We start from the raw sequence: 19,478 nt of genomic DNA, 5'->3' as shown, positions 1-19,478 counted from the left end.
TTGTAAATTGGTAACATATTTATCGGGAGGATTGTAATGGATTTTAAAGAAACACTTATTGATAAAAAAGAAGTATTTAGAGGTGACTTTTTAGTAGTAGAAAAGTTAAAGGTAAGGTTGCCTGATGGAAATGAAGGAAACAGAGATGTTGTTCGACATCCAGGAGCTGTTGCACTATTGGCTTTTCTAGATTCTGAAACAATATTATTAGTGGAGCAATTTAGAATGGCATTAAATAAGACTTTACTAGAAATTCCAGCTGGCAAACTTGAAAAAGGTGAAAATCCTGTAGAGTGTGCACATAGAGAACTTGAAGAAGAAACAGGATATAAAGCAAGAAAAATGGAGTATTTAGGAACGATTGCAACAGGTGCAGGATTTACAGATGAAAAAATACACATATATAAAGCTTCTGAACTATTTCAAGGAATTAAGGGTGGAGATGATGATGAATTTATTGAAGTAGTACCGTATAAACTTCAAGATGTAAGAGTGCTTATTAAAGAAGGAAAAATTATTGATGCAAAAACAATATCATCTATGATGTATCTTTAATAAATTATTTCCAAATGAAAGGTACAAAACTTAAAAGAGATTTTAGGTTTTGTACCTTTTTCCACTCTTCACATATTAGTAATTTACCTACTAGGCATAATTTATAAATAGTAATCATAGTATTATTTAGAACAACAGTAGGAGGATGAAGAGATGAATAAGTTAATAGAAAAAATGAATGAAACTTTTAGAGAAAATAAACTTTACTATATAATTGTTTTACTTCTATTTTGTGTAGGAATAGTAGTAGGATCTTATACAGTAAAATATATGAACTTAGGAGATAAAGAAGATTTAGCTAATTATTTTACTACATTTGTAAATGGTATTGGTGATAGAGAGATAAATTATAGCACTTTACTATTTGATGTAGTTAAAAAAAACTTATATCTGATACTTCCAATATTTGTACTAGGTTTTACTTTTTTTGGAGCTCCAATTATTTTAATTATCGATTTTTTTAAAGGGTTTAGTTTAGGATATACTTTTACTTTTCTATTAACAACATTTGAAGGAAAAGGTATAGGCTTAGCTTTTGCATCTATAATACCTCAAAACATTATTTATATACCATGCTTTATAGCATTAAGTGTTATAGCCTTAGAGCTGTCTGCTTCCAAGTTTAGAGTAAAGTTCTTGAAAAAGAGTAATGTTCAATTTAATCCCAAAAGTTTAGGGAATTACTTTATAATAATAGCTGGGCTATTTGTGATTGGAATAATGATAGAAACCTATGTGTGTCCAAATTTAATAAAATTAGTGGTAACAAAGATATATAGTTAGAATAATGACAACATAATGATGAATAGATGAAGGGAAAAGGTTGATTATGTCGAATATATAATTATAATAATGGTGTAGGAGAAGGTAATGATAGAAATTATAAATAATTATAAGAACTACTTGCTGCAAAATGATAAGAGTGAAAATACAGTATATGCATATGTGACTGACGTAAATCTTTATACAAAATTCCTAGAAAAGAAGGAAATGAATTTGTATAGTTCTGATAATGTGGCAGTTATGGCTTATATTCAACATCTCTTAAACCAAGGAAAATCAGAACGTTCAATAAATAGGATTGTAATTAGTCTAAGAAGTTTTTACGGATATTTAAAGAGTAGATCTTTAGTAAATGATATACCTAAGATAACTTATAAAAGTAGCAGAAATACAAAAAAATTACCACAAATATTGACTATTGATGAGGTAGATAGAATAATAAGGTCTGTAGACAAAGATGGAGTTAAAGGGATAAGAGATAATGCTTTACTTGAGCTTATGTATGCAACTGGCATGAAGGTGTCTGAACTTATTGGAATAAATGTTGAGGATGTTAATCTTGATTTGTCTTTTGTAAAATGTACTGATAACAAGCATTATGAAAGATTAATACCTATTGGAAGAAGCGCATGTAGAGCAATAGAAGATTATCTTTCTATTAGAGATCAGGTAGCAGAAGTAGGAGTAAATAATCTTTTTGTTAATTTAAATGGAAACAAGTTAACAAGGCAAGGAATATGGAGAATAGTAAAAGAATATTCTCATAAAGCTGGAATTGATAAAGATGTTAATTTAAACACTTTTAGACATTCCTTTGCAGTTCACATGTTGCAAAATGGTGCAAATGTACGTGCAGTTCAAAAATTACTTGGAAATCAAGTATTAACTTACATGGATACCTATTATGAAATCATAAATAGTGATAAAATAAACTTAATCTATAAAAAATCACATCCAAGAGCATAAGAAAATGATGATTTTTTACAAAGGATATTTGCTAGATTGAAAGGAGAACATTAAATGAAAAGAGTAATACTAATAGTTTTAGACAGCCTAGGAGTTGGGGAATTGCCCGATGCTGAAGCTTTTGGTGATAAAGGAAGTCATACTTTAGATAACATATGTAAAAGTGTTGGAGGTATTAATGTTCCAAATTTAAAAAAATTAGGGTTTGGAAATATTGATGGAGTTAATGAACTTGGAAAAGAAGAAGAGGTAATTGGGGCCTTTGGTAAGTCTATGGAAAAATCTATAGGTAAGGATACAGTTACTGGACATTGGGAAATAGCAGGAGTTGTATTGGATAAGCCGTTGAATACTTATCCAAATGGATTTTCAGAGGAAATCATAAAGGAATTCATGGATAAGGCAGGGGTCAAAGGTATACTAGGAAATAAAGTAGCTTCAGGAACTGAGATTATAGAGGAATTAGGAGAAGAGCATGTAAAAACTGGTTACCCAATTATTTATACATCAGCTGATAGCGTGTTCCAAATTGCAGCTCATGAAGAGGTTGTAGGACTTGATAATCTTTACAAAATGTGTGAAGTGGCTAGAAATATGTTAGTTGGAGATAAAGCGGTAGGTAGAGTAATTGCAAGACCTTTTGTTGGAGAAGCACCAAACTTTAAGAGAACTTCAAATAGAAGGGATTATGCTTTGGATCCATTTGGTAAGACTATGCTTGAATATATTAAGGAATCAAATAAGAAAGTAGCTGCAGTAGGTAAAATCGAAGATATATATAATAAAAAGGGAATAACAGATGCAGTTCATACAAATGGAAATATGGATGGGGTAGATAAGACATTAGAGTACATGGATAGTATTGATGAAGGACTTATATTTACCAATTTAGTCGATTTTGACATGCTTTATGGTCATAGAAATAATCCTGAAGGATATGGAAAGGCTATCGAGGAGTTTGATTCTAGATTAGGAGAAATATATAGTAAGCTTAAGGAAGATGACATCTTAATACTAACAGCAGATCATGGCTGTGATCCTACTACTAAGAGTACTGACCATTCAAGAGAATACATACCAATACTTGTGTATGGCAAAAATGTTAAGGGTGGAGCAGAATTAGGAGTAAGAAAATCTTTTACTGATATAGGAAAGACTATATTAGATTACTTGAATGTTCCAAATCAATTGAAAGGCGAATCTTTTATAGATATCATTCTATAAAGGTTTAGGTGGATAAAGTATGAGAATGTACGATGTTATTTTAAAGAAAAGGAGAGGAGAAGAGCTAACAACTGAAGAAATAGATTATTTCATTCAAGGCTTTACTAAGGGAGAAATTCCTGATTATCAAGCCTCAGCTCTTTTAATGGCAATTTTCTTTAAGAGTATGAATAAGAGAGAAACTGCTGATTTAACAATGGCAATGGTTAATTCAGGAGAACAATATAATTTAGATAGAATTAATGGAATAAAGGTTGATAAACATTCGACTGGTGGTGTTGGAGATAGTATTTCAATAGTGTTAACACCAATGGTTGCAGCTCTTGGCGTTCCTGTTGCAAAAATGTCAGGTAGAGGACTTGGACATACCGGAGGAACTATAGATAAGTTAGAAGCATTTAATGGATTCGCAGTAGAACTTACAGAAGAAGAATTTATTAAAAATGTAAATAACATAGGAATAGCCATAGCGGGCCAAACAACAGATTTAGCGCCAGCAGATAAAAAACTATATGCATTAAGAGATGTTACAGCTACAGTTGATAATATGTCATTAATTGCATCTAGTATAATGAGTAAAAAAATAGCTTCTGGTGCTGATGGAATAGTTCTTGATGTAAAAGTTGGAGAAGGAGCTTTTATGAAAACTCCAGAAGATGCAAGAGCATTAGCTAGAGAAATGGTTGATATAGGAAAACATGTAGGAAGAGAAACTGTTGCAGTAATTTCAGATATGGATCAACCTTTAGGTTTTGCTATAGGTAATTCTTTAGAGATCATTGAAGCTATTGAAACTCTTAAAGGAAATGGACCGAAGGATCTATTAGAGTTAGCATTGACAATAGGTAGCAACATGTTAATGATAGCTAAGAAGGCATATAATATAGAAGAAGGTAAGAAACTTTTATTAGAAACTATAGAAAATGGTAAAGCTATAGAAAAGTTAAAGGAATTTGTAAAAGCTCAAGGTGGAGATCCTAATATGATTGATGATTTAGACTTATTTCCAAAGGCTAAATATAAGTTGGAAGTTAAATCTAAAAGAGCTGGTTTTATTTCTAAGATACATGCTGAAAGAGTAGGGATAATAGCAATGGAACTTGGAGCTGGAAGGGCAACTAAGGATAGTGTTATAGACTTATCTGTAGGAATAGTACTTGGAAAGAAAAGAGGGGAAGAGGTTAAGGAAGGAGAAGTCTTGGCTACTGTTTATGCAAATTCGAAAGAAAAGGGTGAAAGAGCTGTAGAAAAGCTTCTTCAGGAAATTGTTATTTCTGATTCTTATATTGAAACAATTCCTTTAATTTATGAAATAATAAAGTAGAAAAATTATAAAGCTGTATCAAAGTTTACTTATTAAAACTTTGATACAGCTTTTTTATTTAAATGACAATATGTGATATTTTTTTTGTAAATGGAGATAATAATTCTTGAAAGGAGGAAGATAAATGAAGAAAAAATGCATAAAAGTTATATCATTATATCTATTATTTATGCTAACATTTTTTATAATTCCAAATAATAGCATAGCATTTGCAGTAGAAGATGATATAAAACAAGAACCAAAAACAGAGGAAAAGGCAGAAACTGAAACAGAAGCTGAAGAAGCAGATGAGAAAGAGGAGGGGAAAGAAGAAAGTACTCCAGGTGGAGCAGAAAACATAGAGGCAAAATCAGCTTTATTAATGGAACCTATATCTGGAAAGATAATTTATGAGAAAAATATAGATGAGAAATTTGCACCTGCTTCAGTAACAAAAATTATGACAATGTTACTTGCTATGGAGGCTATTGACAGTGGAAAGGTAAGTTTATCAGATAAGGTAACCTGTAGCGAAAATGCTAAGAAAATGGGTGGAAGTACAATGCTCTTAGATACAGGTGAAGTGAGAACGTTAGAAGAACTTATTAAAGGTGTAGCTATCGCATCAGGAAATGATGCTGCAGTAGCTATAGCTGAATACATAGGTGGGACAGAAGGGGATTTTGTTATCTTGATGAACAAAAGAGCAAAAGAACTTGGAATGAAAAATACCACTTTTAAAAACTGTAACGGACTTCCAGCAGAAGGACATCTATCAACTGCTAGGGATATTGCAATCATGTCTCAAGAATTACTAAAACATCCAACTATATTAAAATATTCAGGAATATATATGGAGACAATTTCAGAAGGAAGAAAATCTCCAATAGAACTCGTAAATCATAATAAATTGGTTAGGTTTTTTGAGGGGTGTGATGGCTTAAAAACAGGATATACAAGTGAAGCAAAATATTGTATTTCTGCAACAGCTAAAAGAAATGGGGTAAGGATGTTATCTGTCATAATGGGAGCTCCTACATATAAGATAAGAAACAGAGACGCTGGTATTCTTATGAATCATGGTTTTTCAAAGTTTCAAGGAAAGAAATTATTATCAAAAGACGAAGATGTAGAAGAAGTTAAAATGGGAGAAAAAACTGATAAATTTTTTATAGCAAAAGCATTAAATGATTTAGAAGTAGTAATACCAAAAGGAATTGATGGCGAATTAGAGAAGAAGATAGTAATTGACGAACTTAAGGAACAATATAAAGTTGGCGATGTAGTAGGAAAATGTGAAGTTTATCTAGGAAAAGAGAAGGTTGGAGAAGTACAAATATATTCTGATAGGGATATAGAAAAAGGTGGATTCTTAGAAGGTATTAAATATAATATAAAAAGTATATTTAAATAGGATAATTAATAAAAAGCTGTTTCTATTGAAGAAGCAGCCTTTTATTATGAAAAAAATTAGGTTTAAAGAAAATAAAAATTATATTATAATAAAGAGTAGACTATAGAATTTTATAGGGTAAAGGGGGATTATATATGGAATTACCAAGTATAAAAATAGATAATTTCGAAGGACCCTTTGACTTGTTATTACATTTAATAAAGAAAAATCAAATGAATATTTATAATGTAGAAATATATAAGGTAACTAACCAATATTTAAGTTATTTGGATAAAATGAAAGAAATGGATTTGGACATTACTTCAGAATTTATTGTTGTTGCAGCAACCCTTATAGAAATTAAGTCAAAGACTTTGCTTCCAAAGCCCAAAAAGGAAGAAGAAGATGAAGAAGATATTGAAAAGAATTTGTTAGAAAAGCTAATTCTTTATAAAAAAATTAAGGAGTCTACTAATTTTTTTAGAGAAAGATATACAAGTTCCGGTAGTATATTCACTAAAAAGCCAGAGATAATAGAAGAAGTTAGAGAACCTATAGATAATCAGGATTTACTAAAGAATATTACTTTATTAGATTTATATAACATATATAATAATTTAATTGAAATCCATAGGAATAAACAAAATAGAGCTAACGTTATTCAAAAAAAGATTTATGTTGACAAATATAAAATTGAAGATAAATTTAGTTATTTATCAGAAAGATTAGAAAAAGGAAAAGCTACAGATTTTGAAGATATAATGATGGAATGTGAATGTAAAATAGAATGTGTAGTAACTTTTTTAGCTTTGTTAGAGATGATTAAACAAAAAGTCGTTAAAGTATATCAAAGTTCAAGCTTTGGTACCATAATCATTGAAAGGATGGCAGAAGAGGATGAATAATTTTGAAGTTGGACAATTTGAATTCGAAGAGACATCAAGAAGAGGTGTAGAAAAAGCTATAATAGAAGCAATGCTTTTTGTAAGTGGAGAACCTCTTATGTTAAAGGATTTAGCTATTCATCTAGAAGCTAGTACAAAATATGTAGAAGATTTACTTACAGAGCTTATGAATGATTATGAAAATGAAGTGAGAGGGATAAAGTTAATTAAAATTAACGGAGGATATCAATTAGTAACAAAAAGTGAGTACAGTGATTATATCCAAAAGTTATTAAAAAAGAATAAAAGACAATCCTTATCTCAAGCTTCACTAGAAAGTTTGGCTATTATAGCATATAAACAACCAATAACGAGAATAGACATTGATGAAATTAGAGGAGTAAAATCCGAAAGTGCTATTCAAAAACTTGTTGAAAAAGAAATTATTCGAGAAGTTGGAAGACTTGAAGTTCCAGGTAGGCCAATTTTATATGGTACTACTGAAGAATTTTTAAGACAATTTGGATTAAATGATTTGAAGGAGTTACCATCATTAGATCTATTCGTGTCAGAAGATGAGAAAAGTGAAGCTAGTATCACATTGGAAGAAGAGTAAAGAAATAAGTGTCTTGAATAATGAGTAAATTATTTAAAGACACTTATTTTTACTTAAATATTTTTATGAAAAAATTATTTGTGTAAATGGAAATATTAAATTTCTATTAAGGATAGTTAACTCCATGTTTATTCATCATTCAATTTGCATGAATAATCAGTGGAATCATATGAATCTGATTTTTGACTTTTATTTGATGATGGTTTTTTAAAAAGATCTTTTATCATATCCATAACTTGAGGTACAGTATCTACAATTCTATCATATGTACTATCGTGATCTAGTGGAAGAAGCCTTACAGAATCTTCTTTTACAACTAGGAAAGCAACTGGTTTCACTGTAACACCTGCACCAGACCCTCCTCCAAAAGGATATTTTGATTCAAGTTTATCAGAATTTGATTTATCTGGAAATTCGCTACCTCCTGATGCAAAACCAAAACTAACTTTTGATATAGGAATAATATAACTGCCATCCTTAGTTTCAACGGCATCACCTATTACTGTATTAACATCTATCATGTCTCTAAGATTTTCCATTGTACTTTTCATTAAATTATCAATTGGATGTTCATTATTCATATTTTACCTCCTTTAAGTTCATCTTCTTTAATGAATAAAATTACCTTAATGAATAAAATTCCCATATAAATAATTTGTGCTATAGAAAGGGTTATTATACTAGTTAATTTAATTTCTGCAATAATTTCGTCTTTAAAGATTGGATTTATATTGAATCCAAATTTTTTAATTTTAAAAATTATACTAAAAAACCAAGAGAGTAAAGGTGAATACGTTGATAAAATTCCATATAAAATAGCTGTTTTAGCTGCATCTCCAATAGAGTAATTAAAGTAGCCATGAATTTTTAAGCTAGGTTTAAATGTTGATTTTTTAAATTCCTTAATTATTGTTAATACTTTATCTATAGAAAGCCCATTTAGAAAAGTATTTTTTGCATTTTTAGTTTTGTTTTCAGCATTATTATCTTTTTGTTCTGGTTTTACCTTATTAGAACTCTTTTTTGCTTTTTTTTCTTTCTTTATTAATGAAAAGTTATATATTTTTATATAGTAATTTTCCTTAGAAAAAAGTATGTGAATTTTAATAGGGATAGGAACAAAAAGAATAAGAAAAATTATAAATAGAAATAATTTCATGATATTCCTCCGTAAATATAACATTCTTAGTATTACCAGTTATGCACAAAATAAACTATAATTTTTATTTACGAGGTGTATTATTTAACGAAAAAAAGAAAAACTACACATATAGTACAATTTAGAAGGTGGTTTATATGAAAAAAATAAAGCGGAAAATATTTGTCTTTATGGTGACTACTATTTATATATTAAATATAAATCTATGTACTGCTGAAGCATACAGTAAGAGTAACTTTAGAGTTAGTGCTCACAATGCAATAGCAATAGATAGAGAAACAGGCCAGATACTATTTGAGCAAAAAGGCTATGAGTTAGTTCCTATGGCTAGTACAACAAAAATATTGACAGCATTAATTGCAATTCAAAGAGGTGATTTAGATAATAGTTTTACAGTGAGTAAAAAGGCTGCATGTGTAAGAGGTTCTAAGGTAGGATATAAAGAAGGGGAACAAATAACTATTAGGGAGCTTTTATATGGATTAATGTATAAATCAGGTAATGATGCAGCTATAACTATAGCTGAAGGAATAGGTGGATCAATTGAAGGGTTTGCAGATATAATGAATCATTATGCTGTTAGTTTAGGATTATTAGATTCTCATTTCGAATCTCCTCATGGGTTAGATTCACAAGATCATTATTCATCAGCTTATGATCTTGCAATTTTAACAGCAAAAGGTATGGGATATGATACCTTTAGAGAAATAGTAGGAACTAAAGAAATAGATAAATCAAAGTATAACTTTACAAGAAGTTATAATAATATAAATAAAATATTATGGAAAATACCAGGAGCAAATGGTGTAAAAACAGGTTATACAGGGCAAGCAGGAAAGTGTTTAGTTTCATCCATTAATGATAATGGAAAAGATATAATAATTGTAGTTTTAAATTGTCCAGATAGGTGGAATCAAACAGAAAAGATATATAAATATGTACAAGGAATCAATGCTTATGAAAGTATGGTTATGAAAGAACTTGTAAAAAATCAAGATGAGGAATATGGATTTGAAAAAGAAGAGGCACAGTTTGAAGTTAGGACGTAAGCTTTTGTAATAAATGGTTTGCTTTTTTTACAGTATTTTGATAATCTGAAGAGAGTAAAAGTTACAGGGGGAAGTTAAATGGATAAGAAAAAAATATTAAGTACAGTAGATCATACATTATTAAGTCAGACTAGTACATGGGAAGAAATAAAAGGAATATGTGATGATGGTATAAAATATCAAACAGCATCAGTTTGCATACCACCTTCATATATTAAAGAAGCTAAAGAATATGTTGGCGATAAGTTGGCTCTTTGTACGGTTATAGGTTTCCCAAATGGGTATATGACAAAAGCAACTAAGGTGTTTGAAACAAAAGATGCTTTAGCAAATGGAGCAGATGAAATAGATATGGTTATAAACCTTGGATGGGTTAAAGATAAAAAATTTGATCTTATAGAAGATGAAATTAAAGCATTAAAAGAAGCTTGTGGTTCAAAAATTCTTAAAGTTATAATTGAAACATGTTTTTTAACAGAAGAAGAAAAAGTAAAAATGTGTGAAGTTGTAACAAAGGCTGGTGCTGATTTTATTAAGACTTCTACTGGATTTGGAACAGGAGGAGCTACTAAAGAAGATTTAGAATTATTTGCAAAACATGTAGGTCCAAATGTAAAGATAAAAGCAGCTGGAGGAGTTAGAGATTTAGAAACAGCTGAATTGTTTATTAATATTGGAGCTAGCAGACTTGGAACTAGTTCTATTGTAAAAATAATTAATAATGAAGAAGTTACTGGATATTAATTAGTAAGAAATTTAATTCCTACTTACCTTTCAATAATATCAAAAGGTAAGTAGGAATTTTTTGCTTAACTAAATGATTTATTAAATTTATATAAAAATACTAATGAGTAAGTATTTCATTTCCAGTCTCAGTTATAAGAATTGTATATTCCCATTGAGAAGAAGGATATCCGTCTTCTGTTAAGGCTGTCCAATCATTATCGGCATCTACAAATAAATTAGGTTTACCCATATTAATCATAGGTTCTATAGTAAAAATCATACCAGGAACTAATAACATATCGGTACCCTTTTTCCCTACGTGAGCTACGAAAGGATCTTCATGGAATTCAATTCCAACACCATGGCCGCCAAATTCACGGACAACAGAGTAACCATTTGCTTCAGCATGCTTTTGGCAAGCTTCGCCTATGTCACCAAGAAAACCCCAAGGTTTAGCAGCTTCAAGGGCTAAATCTAAGCATTCCTTAGACACTCTAACCAATTTTTTTAAATCTTCATGGGCTTCTCCAATAATAAACATTCGTGAAGCATCAGAATAGTATCCGTTATAGATGGTAGATACATCTACGTTTATAATATCTCCTTCTTTTAAAATTACATTCTTATCAGGAATACCATGACATATCTCATCATTTATAGAAGTACAACAGCTTTTAGGAAATCCCTCAAAATTAAGTGGAGCAGGAATTGCACCTTTAGAAACTGTATAATCATGAACTAAAACATCTATATCTTCTGTAGACATGCCTATCCTAATATTTTTAGCAACTAAATCTAAAACCTCAGTATTTATTTTAGCACTTGCTCTTATTCCTTCAATTTGCTCTGCGTTTTTTATTAGTTCTCTTGGTGGAGTTATACAACCTTTATTTGCATATGATTGTATTTTTTGATCAAATTCTAAATGACACTTTTTATATTTTTTATTACTACCACACCAACAGAGATCATTTCTATTAAAATCCATTTTTATCTCTCCTTTTATTAGTCATCTATATTTATTATATAACTTTTAAGGAAGAATAGGAATGAAATAAAAGTATAATGATGTAACAAATTAGATTTTAAAAAATACTTTATTATAAGGAGTAATTTCTATTAAGGAGTACTTAATGATTAAAGAAAAAGTGGATTGTATTGACTGTGGAACAGAATATTGTCCATGTAAATTAGCTGAATCAGGTGAATGCATACTATGTTCTCAACTTCATGGAGAATGTTTTTGTGATTGTTTAAACTGGAAAGGAGTTTGTGTATATCAAGAATATTTCAATAATGGGATGAAAGCTAAAGAGGGAAGAAAGGCTATAACTTGTAAGGTTATAGAGGTTAATACTTTCGATAGTGGAGCTTCTATGATTAAATTTATTGCTCCTCATAAGCTAGCTCTAGATTTGGTGAAGCCAGGAAGTTATATATTTATAAGAACAGATGAAAATTATTTCTTTGATATTCCAATTTCTATTATGGAGTCAGATATAGAAAATAATATAATTACAGTTGTTATTGAAATTAGAGGAATTAAAACAAAGAAATTACGGGGAATAAATTTATATGATGAAATAGTTATAAGAGGTCCATACTGGAATGGTGTATTCGGACTAGAGAATATAGCTAATCAAAAGGGGAAAAATTGTTTAGTTTTTGCTAGAGGAATAGGGATGGCGCCAATGATGCCAGTTATTAGAAAGCTTATAACTAATAAAAATGAGGTAGATGTTTATGTAGATTGCAACCCATTTAAGGAGAACTTTGCGAAAGAATATATTGAGAAGTATGGAATATTTCCTAAAGAAACTAATCTACTTCATAATGGAAAGTTGTCAGATGAAGGCAGATTTATAATAGATCATTCAATTAAGGATAAGAACATAGAGTTTATACATTTAGCAGGTGCAGATATTTTAACTCATGGTGTGATTGAGTATTTAAATGAATTAAATAGAAATGATATAAAACTTTCATGTTGTAATAATTTTAAAATGTGCTGTGGAGAAGGAATTTGTGCTACTTGTACTAAAATGCCATGAATTGGGCAAGATACCCAAAAGGGTATCTATTTTTTTTTAGGAATATTAAAATACAATTCTATGTCTTTAGATTCTTCATTCCAGACAATCTTTTCAAGTAAATCAGTTAACAGTTTTCTTTTTTCATCAGTAGTTGCTTTATGAAAAATGTATTTGAAATTTTTTAGATTATTTAATACATCATCTATTTCTTTTCTTGAAAGTCCAATTTCAATTTCTTTATCAATCTCAGAACTAAGATCTTCTTTCAATTTTGCTATTAGTTTTTTGTTCTCAGTAATCTGATCCATAATTAATTTTGAAATTTCTATATCATCAGTAAGGGATAGCTTTGAAATTAATCTTTTTATTTTATCTTCCAGAGAAGAGATTTCTTTTTCAAGATCCTTTGGCTTATCAACTTCCACTTTTTTAGATTGTTCAATTAAGTTTTCTAATTCCTTAATTAAAGCATCTTCATTGTAAGCTGAAATTGTTTCAATTACCAGTCTTTCTGCTATATCACCATTAATATTAGATGCATTACATCTTATTCCTCCTGATTTAGTTTTATTTGCACATTTGTAATAAAAGGCTCTATCATTATTTTTATAGATGGAACCATACTTAATATTCATAGATGAACCACATTTGCCACACTTTAATAGCCCAGTTAGTAAAGCTGTATTTGATTTTGAGTTAGGAGCCTTAAATGTGTTACTCTTAAGTATCCTTTGGACTTCTAACCATTCATCAGCATCAATAATTCCCCTATGCTTACTTACCGCTGCTATTTTATCTTTTGTATCTTGAGAATATCTCAACAGGCCATTCCCATTTGGTTCTCCAAACACCTCATAACCTTCAGAACGCAAATAGTTAATAACTTTATCATTAGCTTTAACATACACGGGATTCTGAAGGATATTTGCTATACCGCTTTTATCAAGATCACCGCCAAGTTTACCTTTTATATTATTAATAATAAAATGTTTACTTGTTTGATTTAGACTCTCCGTTTCCTTATAGCTCTTATAAATTTCCTTTACTATTTTTAATTCATCATTATTTTGGGCTAATTTGCTTAAGCTACGTTCTTTAAAGTTTTCATCTATGTATGTTTCCCTTGTAGAGTCAAACCCAATAGGGGGAGTACCACCAAGCCATCTTCCGGTTTTAGATAATTGCAGCATATTATCTCTTACTCTTTCAGCGATAGTCTCACGCTCTAATTGAGCAAAAACAGAACTGATATAAATCATAGCTCTTCCCATTGGAGTGCTTGTATCAAAGTTCTCTTTTATAGATATGAAATCAACTCCGTGGGATTGCAATAATTCAAGAGTATTTGAAAAGTCAGCAACATTACGAGAAATTCTATCTAACCTATAACAAATTAGAGCTTTGAATTTTTTTAACTTTACATCTTTTAATAATTCTTGAAATCTAGGCCTTTTTAAATTACCACCAGAAAATCCTTCATCCTCATATATAACAAACTCTACATTTGTTCCATACATTCTATAATAATAATCTTTACACATTTCCACCTGATTTTCGATTGATTCACCTTTACCTGTAAAAATACTCTTTCTACTATAGATAGCTACTTTTATCATCTATTTCATTCCCCTCACAAAGATTACAATTATTTCTTCCTTTACAATCTATTATACAAGGTAATAATAGATGAGGGCAAATTTCTAAAACTTCAGAGATGTGATATAACATTCGAATTGTGGGACTCTTTAAATTTTTCTCTATCTCAGATATATAGCTTTGACTTGTTTCAACTTTTTCAGCGAGTTCTTTTTGAGAAATACCTTTTTGTTCTCTGTAATATTTTAATCTAATCTTGGGGTTTTTATTTATCATTCGTTATTACTCCTTTTTAAGAAGCTACCATCTATAATATAAACTATAGCGATTTTAAGTTTAAATAGTAGAATGGTGGAGTATTTTACATAAATATCATATAAATAATATTATAATGTAATTTTAAGTAGTTAAAAAGTTGTTTAGTTGTCGAAAGTATCGCTATCAGCGATGTATATGTGGGTTTATAATAGAATAAAGTAAATCATGTAAATTCTATTTTAGTAAAAATGTTGCATTATAGTGCAATATGTGGTAAAATAAACAAAAATAGAAATTAAAGTACATATTATGCTGAATAATTCAGCATACGAATCATATAAATAGAGTAATTTATATGATAGTCACATATAAGTAAAAACTTTATAACATTTATAAGAACAAGATTTTTACATGGTTACATAATAAAAAAAACGCACTGCATTGACAATAGTCAATAAAAGATTAATTTATTTCATTGACAGTTGACAATGAACCGTAAGTTTTTAGAACTGGTGCTTTTAGTATTATTATGTCTCGATGTAAGAACCTTGTTTTTTTGTTTTATAAATCAAAAAATACGAACGAATGTTTTTATATGAAGAGGGGAAAAGTTGTAAAATCATATTATAAGGATTAAGGGGTGGATGTATATGTCTAATAACAATACTGTAAGCTTAGAAGAAATGTGTTTAACTCAAATAACTATTATATTAGAAAGGTTCCCTGACAAAGGTAAGAATGTAAATATAGAATTTATTGAAAAACATTGCAAAAAAGACGAAGTATGTACTAGCTGAGGCTAGGACTACTTCGTTTTTTCAATATTTGCTAATTTTAAAAGTTGCTCTAATTTTTCATAATCAATATTGTTAAGATCAATTCCAGCGTTTTTTATTACTTCTAAAATCTCTTGTGCTTTATCTCTTGCACTATATGAACTTTCATAATTGTTTATCTCTTCTTTACGTATATCAGATCTGCCTAATAAATAATCAACTGATACTTTAAAAAAGTCAGCCATATCTTGGAGCATTCTATTTTCTGGGGCATTAATTCCATTTTCGTATTTAGATATTGCACTTTTCGTTATAAAGAATTGTTCAGCTAATTTTTCTTGTGTGATTCTTTTTTCATTCCTGAGTAGCTTTAGCCTATCTGCGAAAGTTGCCATAAACTCACCTCCATTACTTATATTATAAATAAAGTTGACTACAAATAAATTAAAGTTGATAAATTAGAAACAAAAATTATAAAAGTACTTGACAGTTGACTTGAACTCAACTATTATAAAAATATAAGGTTGATTTAAAGTCAACTTAGAAGAAAGAGGGTGATTCAATGAATAATACAGAACTTAAAGTTGAAATGCTAAGAAACAAAGTCAACCGAACACAATTAGCAGAGAAGTTAGAAATAACTAAGAGTGCTTTAAGTAAAAAGTTAAATGGAGTTAATGATTTTAGTAGAAAAGATATTTCTATAGTTAAAGAAGTTCTAAATCTAACTCCACAAAGAGTAGATGAAATTTTTTTTAACGACAAAGTTGATTTAAAGTCAACAAATACTATTTAAATTTAGTTTGTCCATTAGTGCAAAAAAAACACTATGAAAGGAGTGGGAAAAGTGTTGTAACCGATGATAACACAAAAGAATAAAATGTAATAACGATTTTAGGAGGATTACATGAAAGTTTTTACAGCAAAAGTAATGAATAATCCTAGCTCAGAAGCAGTAAAAGCGTTTCATAAAAGGCTTGCACAAATTTTAATAAATGATCTTGGAGTCAAAAAGTGTGAGGTTTTAGTTAATGAATACTCAAAAGAAAAAGAGGCTTAATTGCCTAAACTATTTTAGGTAGACATAATGTAAAAAAAGTAAATAGGGGGAATTAAAGATGATGATATTAATAGCTATTTTCTTTGCAATACTCTCGGTAGTAGCTGGTAGAGAGTTTAGAATATCAAACAATCCAAAAGGGGTACTTATTAATGGTGGATTAACTATATTCTCATTAATTAGTTTTATAACCATTGTAAATAAAATTTTAGGAGGGATTTAATTTGTCACAAATTTCATTTTTAAGAGTTAACAATTTTATTGGAGTTGATGAACTAGAAGTAGAACCTAGCAAAATTAATATTTTTAAAGGACCAAAAGGAGCAGGGAAAACGACTGTAATTGAATCAATAGAAAAGACTTTTCTCAACAAAGATAGGAGAACAGAAGTAATAAAGCATGGTTCAGATGAAGCAACTATATATATTGAGACAAATGATGGACTTAGTATTGATAGAAGGGTTAGAAAAGAAAAGGCAGATTATTTAAAACTAAGGCAAGATGAAGGCGGAATTAAATCTTCAGAAAAGTTCTTAAAGGACTTAGTAAATGGGAATATATTTAGACCGTTAGATTGGATTAATTTAAGTGTTAGAGAACAAACTAAGAGCTTGTTAAGTATGTTAGAAATAGGATGGAATAAAGACGATATTACTAATTGGTTTGGCGACCTCCCTGGCAATATCGACTATGACCAACATATTTTACTCATTCTAAAGAGTATAGAAACACAATACTACAATGAACGTGAAGAAGTCAATAGGAAAGTGAAGGAACTAAAGGCTCAGATAAAAGTAATAGTTGATGATTTACCTGCAGAGTATAACGGTGAAGAATGGAAAGATAAAAATGTTCAGGAATACTATAACAAAGTTAAAGAAGCTCAAGACATCAATAGATGGATAGCTGAGGCTAGAGCTCTAAAAGAAAATTTTGATTCTAAAGTTGAAAGTTTAAAGGCTAATGGAGAATCTGAGAAATCAAGAATTACTCTTAGATATAAGAGTGAGAGCGAAGATATTAAAGATATTTTGACACTCTCAAAATCTAAGATTGAAAAAACAAATGATTATATCAATAGTGCAGATCGTGAATTAGACATAAGGATTCAAGAGTTGACTAATAAAAGTAATTCTGAGACTAATGCAACTAAAGATACGTATAGTAAAGATTTAAAAGTACTAGAAGAAGAATTTGCAATAAGAAAGAAAAATTTAGAAGAAACTTACAAATTCGCATTAGATGCAATAGATAATTCCTTGAATGAGAATATAGAAAGTGCGAAAAAGCAGTTAGTAGATAGCGTAGCTGAACAAAAAGATTTAATATCAATACAAAATAATAAGATAGCAGCTAAAGAACAAGAGTTGTTAGGAATAGATTCTAAAGAAAAAACAGAAAAAAATCAAATTGATGAAAAAGTTAAATCAGAGATTGAAAAAGAAGAAATAAGGATTGGAAAAGCTTCCACGTATTTAGAGGAACATAAGGAAATACAAATAGAATCATTGCAAGAAGAAGCAAATAAAGTACAAGAAATGGTTTCATATTTAAGAGAGTGGGATAAGATTAGCGAAATTAGAGATAACCAGTTAGCACCAAAGGAGCGTTATGCTAATGAACTTACTGCAAGAATTGAAAAAGCAAGAACACTTCCAGGAGAACTTTTAAGAACTGCTAATATGCCAGTTGAAGGAATAAGTGTAGATGTTGATGGAAGGGTAAGAATTGATGGAACACTTATAGATGGATTAAGTGATGGAGAAAAACTTGAACTTGCGATGAAAGTTGCCAAGGCTCAATGTGGCGAATTAAAGGTAATTTGTCTTGATAAGTTTGAATCTTTAGACATGGTATCAAGAGAAAAGTTACTTGAAGAAATGAAAAATGATGAGTATCAATATTTTGTAACTCAAGTTGTTGCTACTGAAACTGGAGAAGTGGAAATTGAAAAGATTGGAGAAGTGATCTAGATGGATACTATGAAGTTTATTCGTTGTGACAACGGAAAAGCTCTTGGAGTTACTGGTGAAGGAAAGGTAAAAGTTATTGAAAACAAAGATATTTTTCCTACAGCAAAAGTGGTATTTGATAGTAGAGAAGATAGTGAGGACAGAAAACATTGGCTAGAGCAAAGAGTTAATTCAATAGGTGGTTCAGAGATAGGAGCAATTGCAGGATATAGTAAATATGCTTCACCATTAACAGTATTTAATGACAAATTGGGGTTGGTTGATAAATTCAAAGGGAACATTCATACAAAATTTGGTACTAGGATGGAACCATATATTAGGGAATGGATTCAAGATGATTTTGAAGAAGATACAGGAATTGCATTAAAGACTTATGAGTATCCATACATGATGATAGATAGAGAAATACCATACTTCTCAGCCAATATAGATGGATTAGGGCTTTTAGAGAACCAATGGAAGTATAGAGAAAATAGAGATACAGGAGAATTTTGGAGTATTGAGCCAGGAGAATTATTTGGTTTAGAAATAAAAACTGGTTCAGAGTTCTTAAAAAGGATGTGGACAGGAGAAGATATCCCTGACACATATTATTGCCAGATTCAATGGTATATGGGTGTTACAGGATTAAAACACTTTCTAATAATTTATCTTTTGGGTAAAGAGGTTAAGTGGAAAGTAATACCTCGAGATGAAGATGATATTAAAGCTTTAAGGAATATTGGCCAGGAGTTTTGGACTCAACATATTATTCAAAAAGTAGCCCCATCCCCTACAGGATTGGCGGTGGAAACTGACCAAATAAAGGAACAACAAGCCTTAAATGATATTGGTGTAGTTAACATATTAGATGAAAAGTTAAGTAACTATCAAAAAGTATCAGATGAGATTAAAGAATTAGAGCAGCAAAAAGAAAAACTTAAGCAAGAGATTTTTCTTGATTTAGGAAATGCCCAAAAAGGTACTGATGGATTATACAAGGTTTCTAGATTCCAAATTAAGCGAGATACCCTAGATAATAAGTTATTAAAGGAGAAGTACCCATTGACTTATGAATCAGTATTAAAAGGCAGTACAGAGTATGTAAATATGAGAATTACTAAATGTAAATAGGGAGGAATAAA

23 protein-coding genes are annotated in these 19,478 nt (G+C 29.8%); 17 read left to right on the top strand and 6 right to left on the bottom strand.

Going from position 1 to position 19,478, the window contains the following annotated elements; all coding sequences use genetic code 11:
* Positions 1 to 36: 36 nt before the first annotated feature.
* From FAY47_RS00395 to scpB, 8 genes are all read left to right on the top strand, one after another.
* Entirely contained in the window at positions 37 to 555 is a 519-nt protein-coding gene (locus tag FAY47_RS00395) for an NUDIX hydrolase (protein ID WP_143314307.1), read from the top strand.
* Between the two features lie 153 nt (positions 556 to 708).
* Positions 709 to 1,338, top strand: coding sequence for a stage II sporulation protein M (gene spoIIM / locus FAY47_RS00390; RefSeq protein WP_143314304.1), 630 nt, complete (start codon positions 709 to 711; stop codon positions 1,336 to 1,338).
* An 87-nt stretch (positions 1,339 to 1,425) separates the two neighbouring features.
* Positions 1,426 to 2,304: a tyrosine-type recombinase/integrase gene (locus tag FAY47_RS00385; RefSeq protein WP_143314303.1), complete on the top strand. Its 879-nt coding sequence runs from the start codon at positions 1,426 to 1,428 to the stop codon at positions 2,302 to 2,304.
* Between the two features lie 54 nt (positions 2,305 to 2,358).
* The gene (locus FAY47_RS00380) at positions 2,359 to 3,528 is read left to right on the top strand and encodes a phosphopentomutase (RefSeq protein WP_143314302.1); all 1,170 of its coding nucleotides are present in this window, start codon (positions 2,359 to 2,361) and stop codon (positions 3,526 to 3,528) included.
* Positions 3,529 to 3,547: 19 nt separating this feature from the next.
* A complete protein-coding gene (locus FAY47_RS00375) occupies positions 3,548 to 4,852 on the top strand; it encodes a pyrimidine-nucleoside phosphorylase (protein ID WP_143314300.1) in 1,305 nt (434 codons plus the stop codon).
* A 124-nt stretch (positions 4,853 to 4,976) separates the two neighbouring features.
* A complete protein-coding gene (locus FAY47_RS00370; protein WP_243129487.1) occupies positions 4,977 to 6,245 on the top strand; it encodes a D-alanyl-D-alanine carboxypeptidase family protein in 1,269 nt (422 codons plus the stop codon).
* A gap of 134 nt (positions 6,246 to 6,379) precedes the next feature.
* Positions 6,380 to 7,129 carry a segregation/condensation protein A gene (locus FAY47_RS00365; protein WP_143314298.1) on the top strand — a complete coding sequence of 250 codons (750 nt, stop codon included), beginning with the start codon at positions 6,380 to 6,382 and terminating at the stop codon, positions 7,127 to 7,129.
* Positions 7,122 to 7,724: an SMC-Scp complex subunit ScpB gene (scpB, locus tag FAY47_RS00360; protein WP_143314296.1), complete on the top strand. Its 603-nt coding sequence runs from the start codon at positions 7,122 to 7,124 to the stop codon at positions 7,722 to 7,724. Before FAY47_RS00365 ends, scpB begins: the two co-directional genes overlap by 8 nt.
* A gap of 128 nt (positions 7,725 to 7,852) precedes the next feature.
* On the opposite strand, the gene ytfJ is transcribed toward scpB, so the two are convergent.
* Both ytfJ and FAY47_RS00350 read right to left on the bottom strand, forming a co-directional pair.
* Positions 7,853 to 8,305, bottom strand: coding sequence for a GerW family sporulation protein (ytfJ, locus tag FAY47_RS00355; protein WP_143314294.1), 453 nt, complete (start codon positions 8,303 to 8,305; stop codon positions 7,853 to 7,855).
* Positions 8,302 to 8,883: a DUF2953 domain-containing protein gene (locus tag FAY47_RS00350; protein ID WP_185966665.1), complete on the bottom strand. Its 582-nt coding sequence runs from the start codon at positions 8,881 to 8,883 to the stop codon at positions 8,302 to 8,304. The genes ytfJ and FAY47_RS00350 overlap by 4 nt, the downstream gene beginning before the upstream one ends.
* Positions 8,884 to 9,020: 137 nt before the next feature.
* Between FAY47_RS00350 and FAY47_RS00345 the strand changes: the two genes are divergently transcribed.
* Positions 9,021 to 9,932: a D-alanyl-D-alanine carboxypeptidase family protein gene (locus FAY47_RS00345; RefSeq protein WP_143314290.1), complete on the top strand. Its 912-nt coding sequence runs from the start codon at positions 9,021 to 9,023 to the stop codon at positions 9,930 to 9,932.
* Positions 9,933 to 10,010: 78 nt separating this feature from the next.
* On the top strand, positions 10,011 to 10,676 hold the full coding sequence (gene deoC, locus FAY47_RS00340) for a deoxyribose-phosphate aldolase (protein ID WP_143314288.1): 666 nt from the start codon (positions 10,011 to 10,013) through the stop codon (positions 10,674 to 10,676).
* 100 nt (positions 10,677 to 10,776) lie between these two features.
* Here deoC and FAY47_RS00335 read toward each other — a convergent pair whose 3' ends face one another.
* Positions 10,777 to 11,646: a methionyl aminopeptidase gene (locus FAY47_RS00335; protein WP_143314286.1), complete on the bottom strand. Its 870-nt coding sequence runs from the start codon at positions 11,644 to 11,646 to the stop codon at positions 10,777 to 10,779.
* A gap of 145 nt (positions 11,647 to 11,791) precedes the next feature.
* Between FAY47_RS00335 and FAY47_RS00330 the strand changes: the two genes are divergently transcribed.
* On the top strand, positions 11,792 to 12,709 hold the full coding sequence (locus FAY47_RS00330) for a sulfide/dihydroorotate dehydrogenase-like FAD/NAD-binding protein (RefSeq protein ID WP_143314284.1): 918 nt from the start codon (positions 11,792 to 11,794) through the stop codon (positions 12,707 to 12,709).
* A gap of 26 nt (positions 12,710 to 12,735) precedes the next feature.
* On the opposite strand, the gene FAY47_RS00325 is transcribed toward FAY47_RS00330, so the two are convergent.
* The gene (locus tag FAY47_RS00325; protein ID WP_243129485.1) at positions 12,736 to 14,307 is read right to left on the bottom strand and encodes a recombinase family protein; all 1,572 of its coding nucleotides are present in this window, start codon (positions 14,305 to 14,307) and stop codon (positions 12,736 to 12,738) included.
* On the bottom strand, positions 14,285 to 14,563 hold the full coding sequence (locus FAY47_RS00320) for a helix-turn-helix transcriptional regulator (RefSeq protein WP_143314282.1): 279 nt from the start codon (positions 14,561 to 14,563) through the stop codon (positions 14,285 to 14,287). Before FAY47_RS00320 ends, FAY47_RS00325 begins: the two co-directional genes overlap by 23 nt.
* A 632-nt stretch (positions 14,564 to 15,195) precedes the next feature.
* Between FAY47_RS00320 and FAY47_RS20065 the strand changes: the two genes are divergently transcribed.
* Positions 15,196 to 15,342, top strand: a complete 147-nt coding sequence (locus tag FAY47_RS20065) for a hypothetical protein (RefSeq protein WP_185966664.1) — start codon at positions 15,196 to 15,198, stop codon at positions 15,340 to 15,342.
* Positions 15,343 to 15,350: 8 nt separating this feature from the next.
* Here FAY47_RS20065 and FAY47_RS00315 read toward each other — a convergent pair whose 3' ends face one another.
* A complete protein-coding gene (locus tag FAY47_RS00315) occupies positions 15,351 to 15,716 on the bottom strand; it encodes a helix-turn-helix transcriptional regulator (RefSeq protein ID WP_143314280.1) in 366 nt (121 codons plus the stop codon).
* Between the two features lie 167 nt (positions 15,717 to 15,883).
* On the opposite strand from FAY47_RS00315, the gene FAY47_RS00310 reads away from it, so the two are divergent.
* The 5 genes from FAY47_RS00310 to FAY47_RS00300 all read left to right on the top strand — a co-directional run bounded on the left by FAY47_RS00310 (position 15,884) and on the right by FAY47_RS00300 (position 19,467).
* Positions 15,884 to 16,117 (top strand): helix-turn-helix transcriptional regulator, encoded by a 234-nt coding sequence (locus FAY47_RS00310; protein WP_143314278.1) that lies wholly within the window; start codon positions 15,884 to 15,886, stop codon positions 16,115 to 16,117.
* 111 nt (positions 16,118 to 16,228) lie between these two features.
* A complete protein-coding gene (locus FAY47_RS20060; RefSeq protein WP_185966663.1) occupies positions 16,229 to 16,381 on the top strand; it encodes a hypothetical protein in 153 nt (50 codons plus the stop codon).
* Positions 16,382 to 16,439: 58 nt separating this feature from the next.
* On the top strand, positions 16,440 to 16,604 hold the full coding sequence (locus FAY47_RS20055) for a hypothetical protein (RefSeq protein WP_185966662.1): 165 nt from the start codon (positions 16,440 to 16,442) through the stop codon (positions 16,602 to 16,604).
* A 1-nt stretch (position 16,605) separates the two neighbouring features.
* Positions 16,606 to 18,354, top strand: a complete 1,749-nt coding sequence (locus tag FAY47_RS00305; RefSeq protein ID WP_143314276.1) for a hypothetical protein — start codon at positions 16,606 to 16,608, stop codon at positions 18,352 to 18,354.
* Positions 18,355 to 19,467 carry a lambda-exonuclease family protein gene (locus FAY47_RS00300; RefSeq protein WP_243129484.1) on the top strand — a complete coding sequence of 371 codons (1,113 nt, stop codon included), beginning with the start codon at positions 18,355 to 18,357 and terminating at the stop codon, positions 19,465 to 19,467. It abuts the gene before it with no gap.
* Positions 19,468 to 19,478: the final 11 nt, after the last annotated feature.

This window comes from Clostridium sp. HBUAS56017 (genome assembly GCF_007115085.1).
GTDB classification, from domain to species: domain Bacteria; phylum Bacillota; class Clostridia; order Clostridiales; family Clostridiaceae; genus Clostridium; species Clostridium cibarium.
This window is presented reverse-complemented; position numbering and strand designations above follow the sequence as displayed.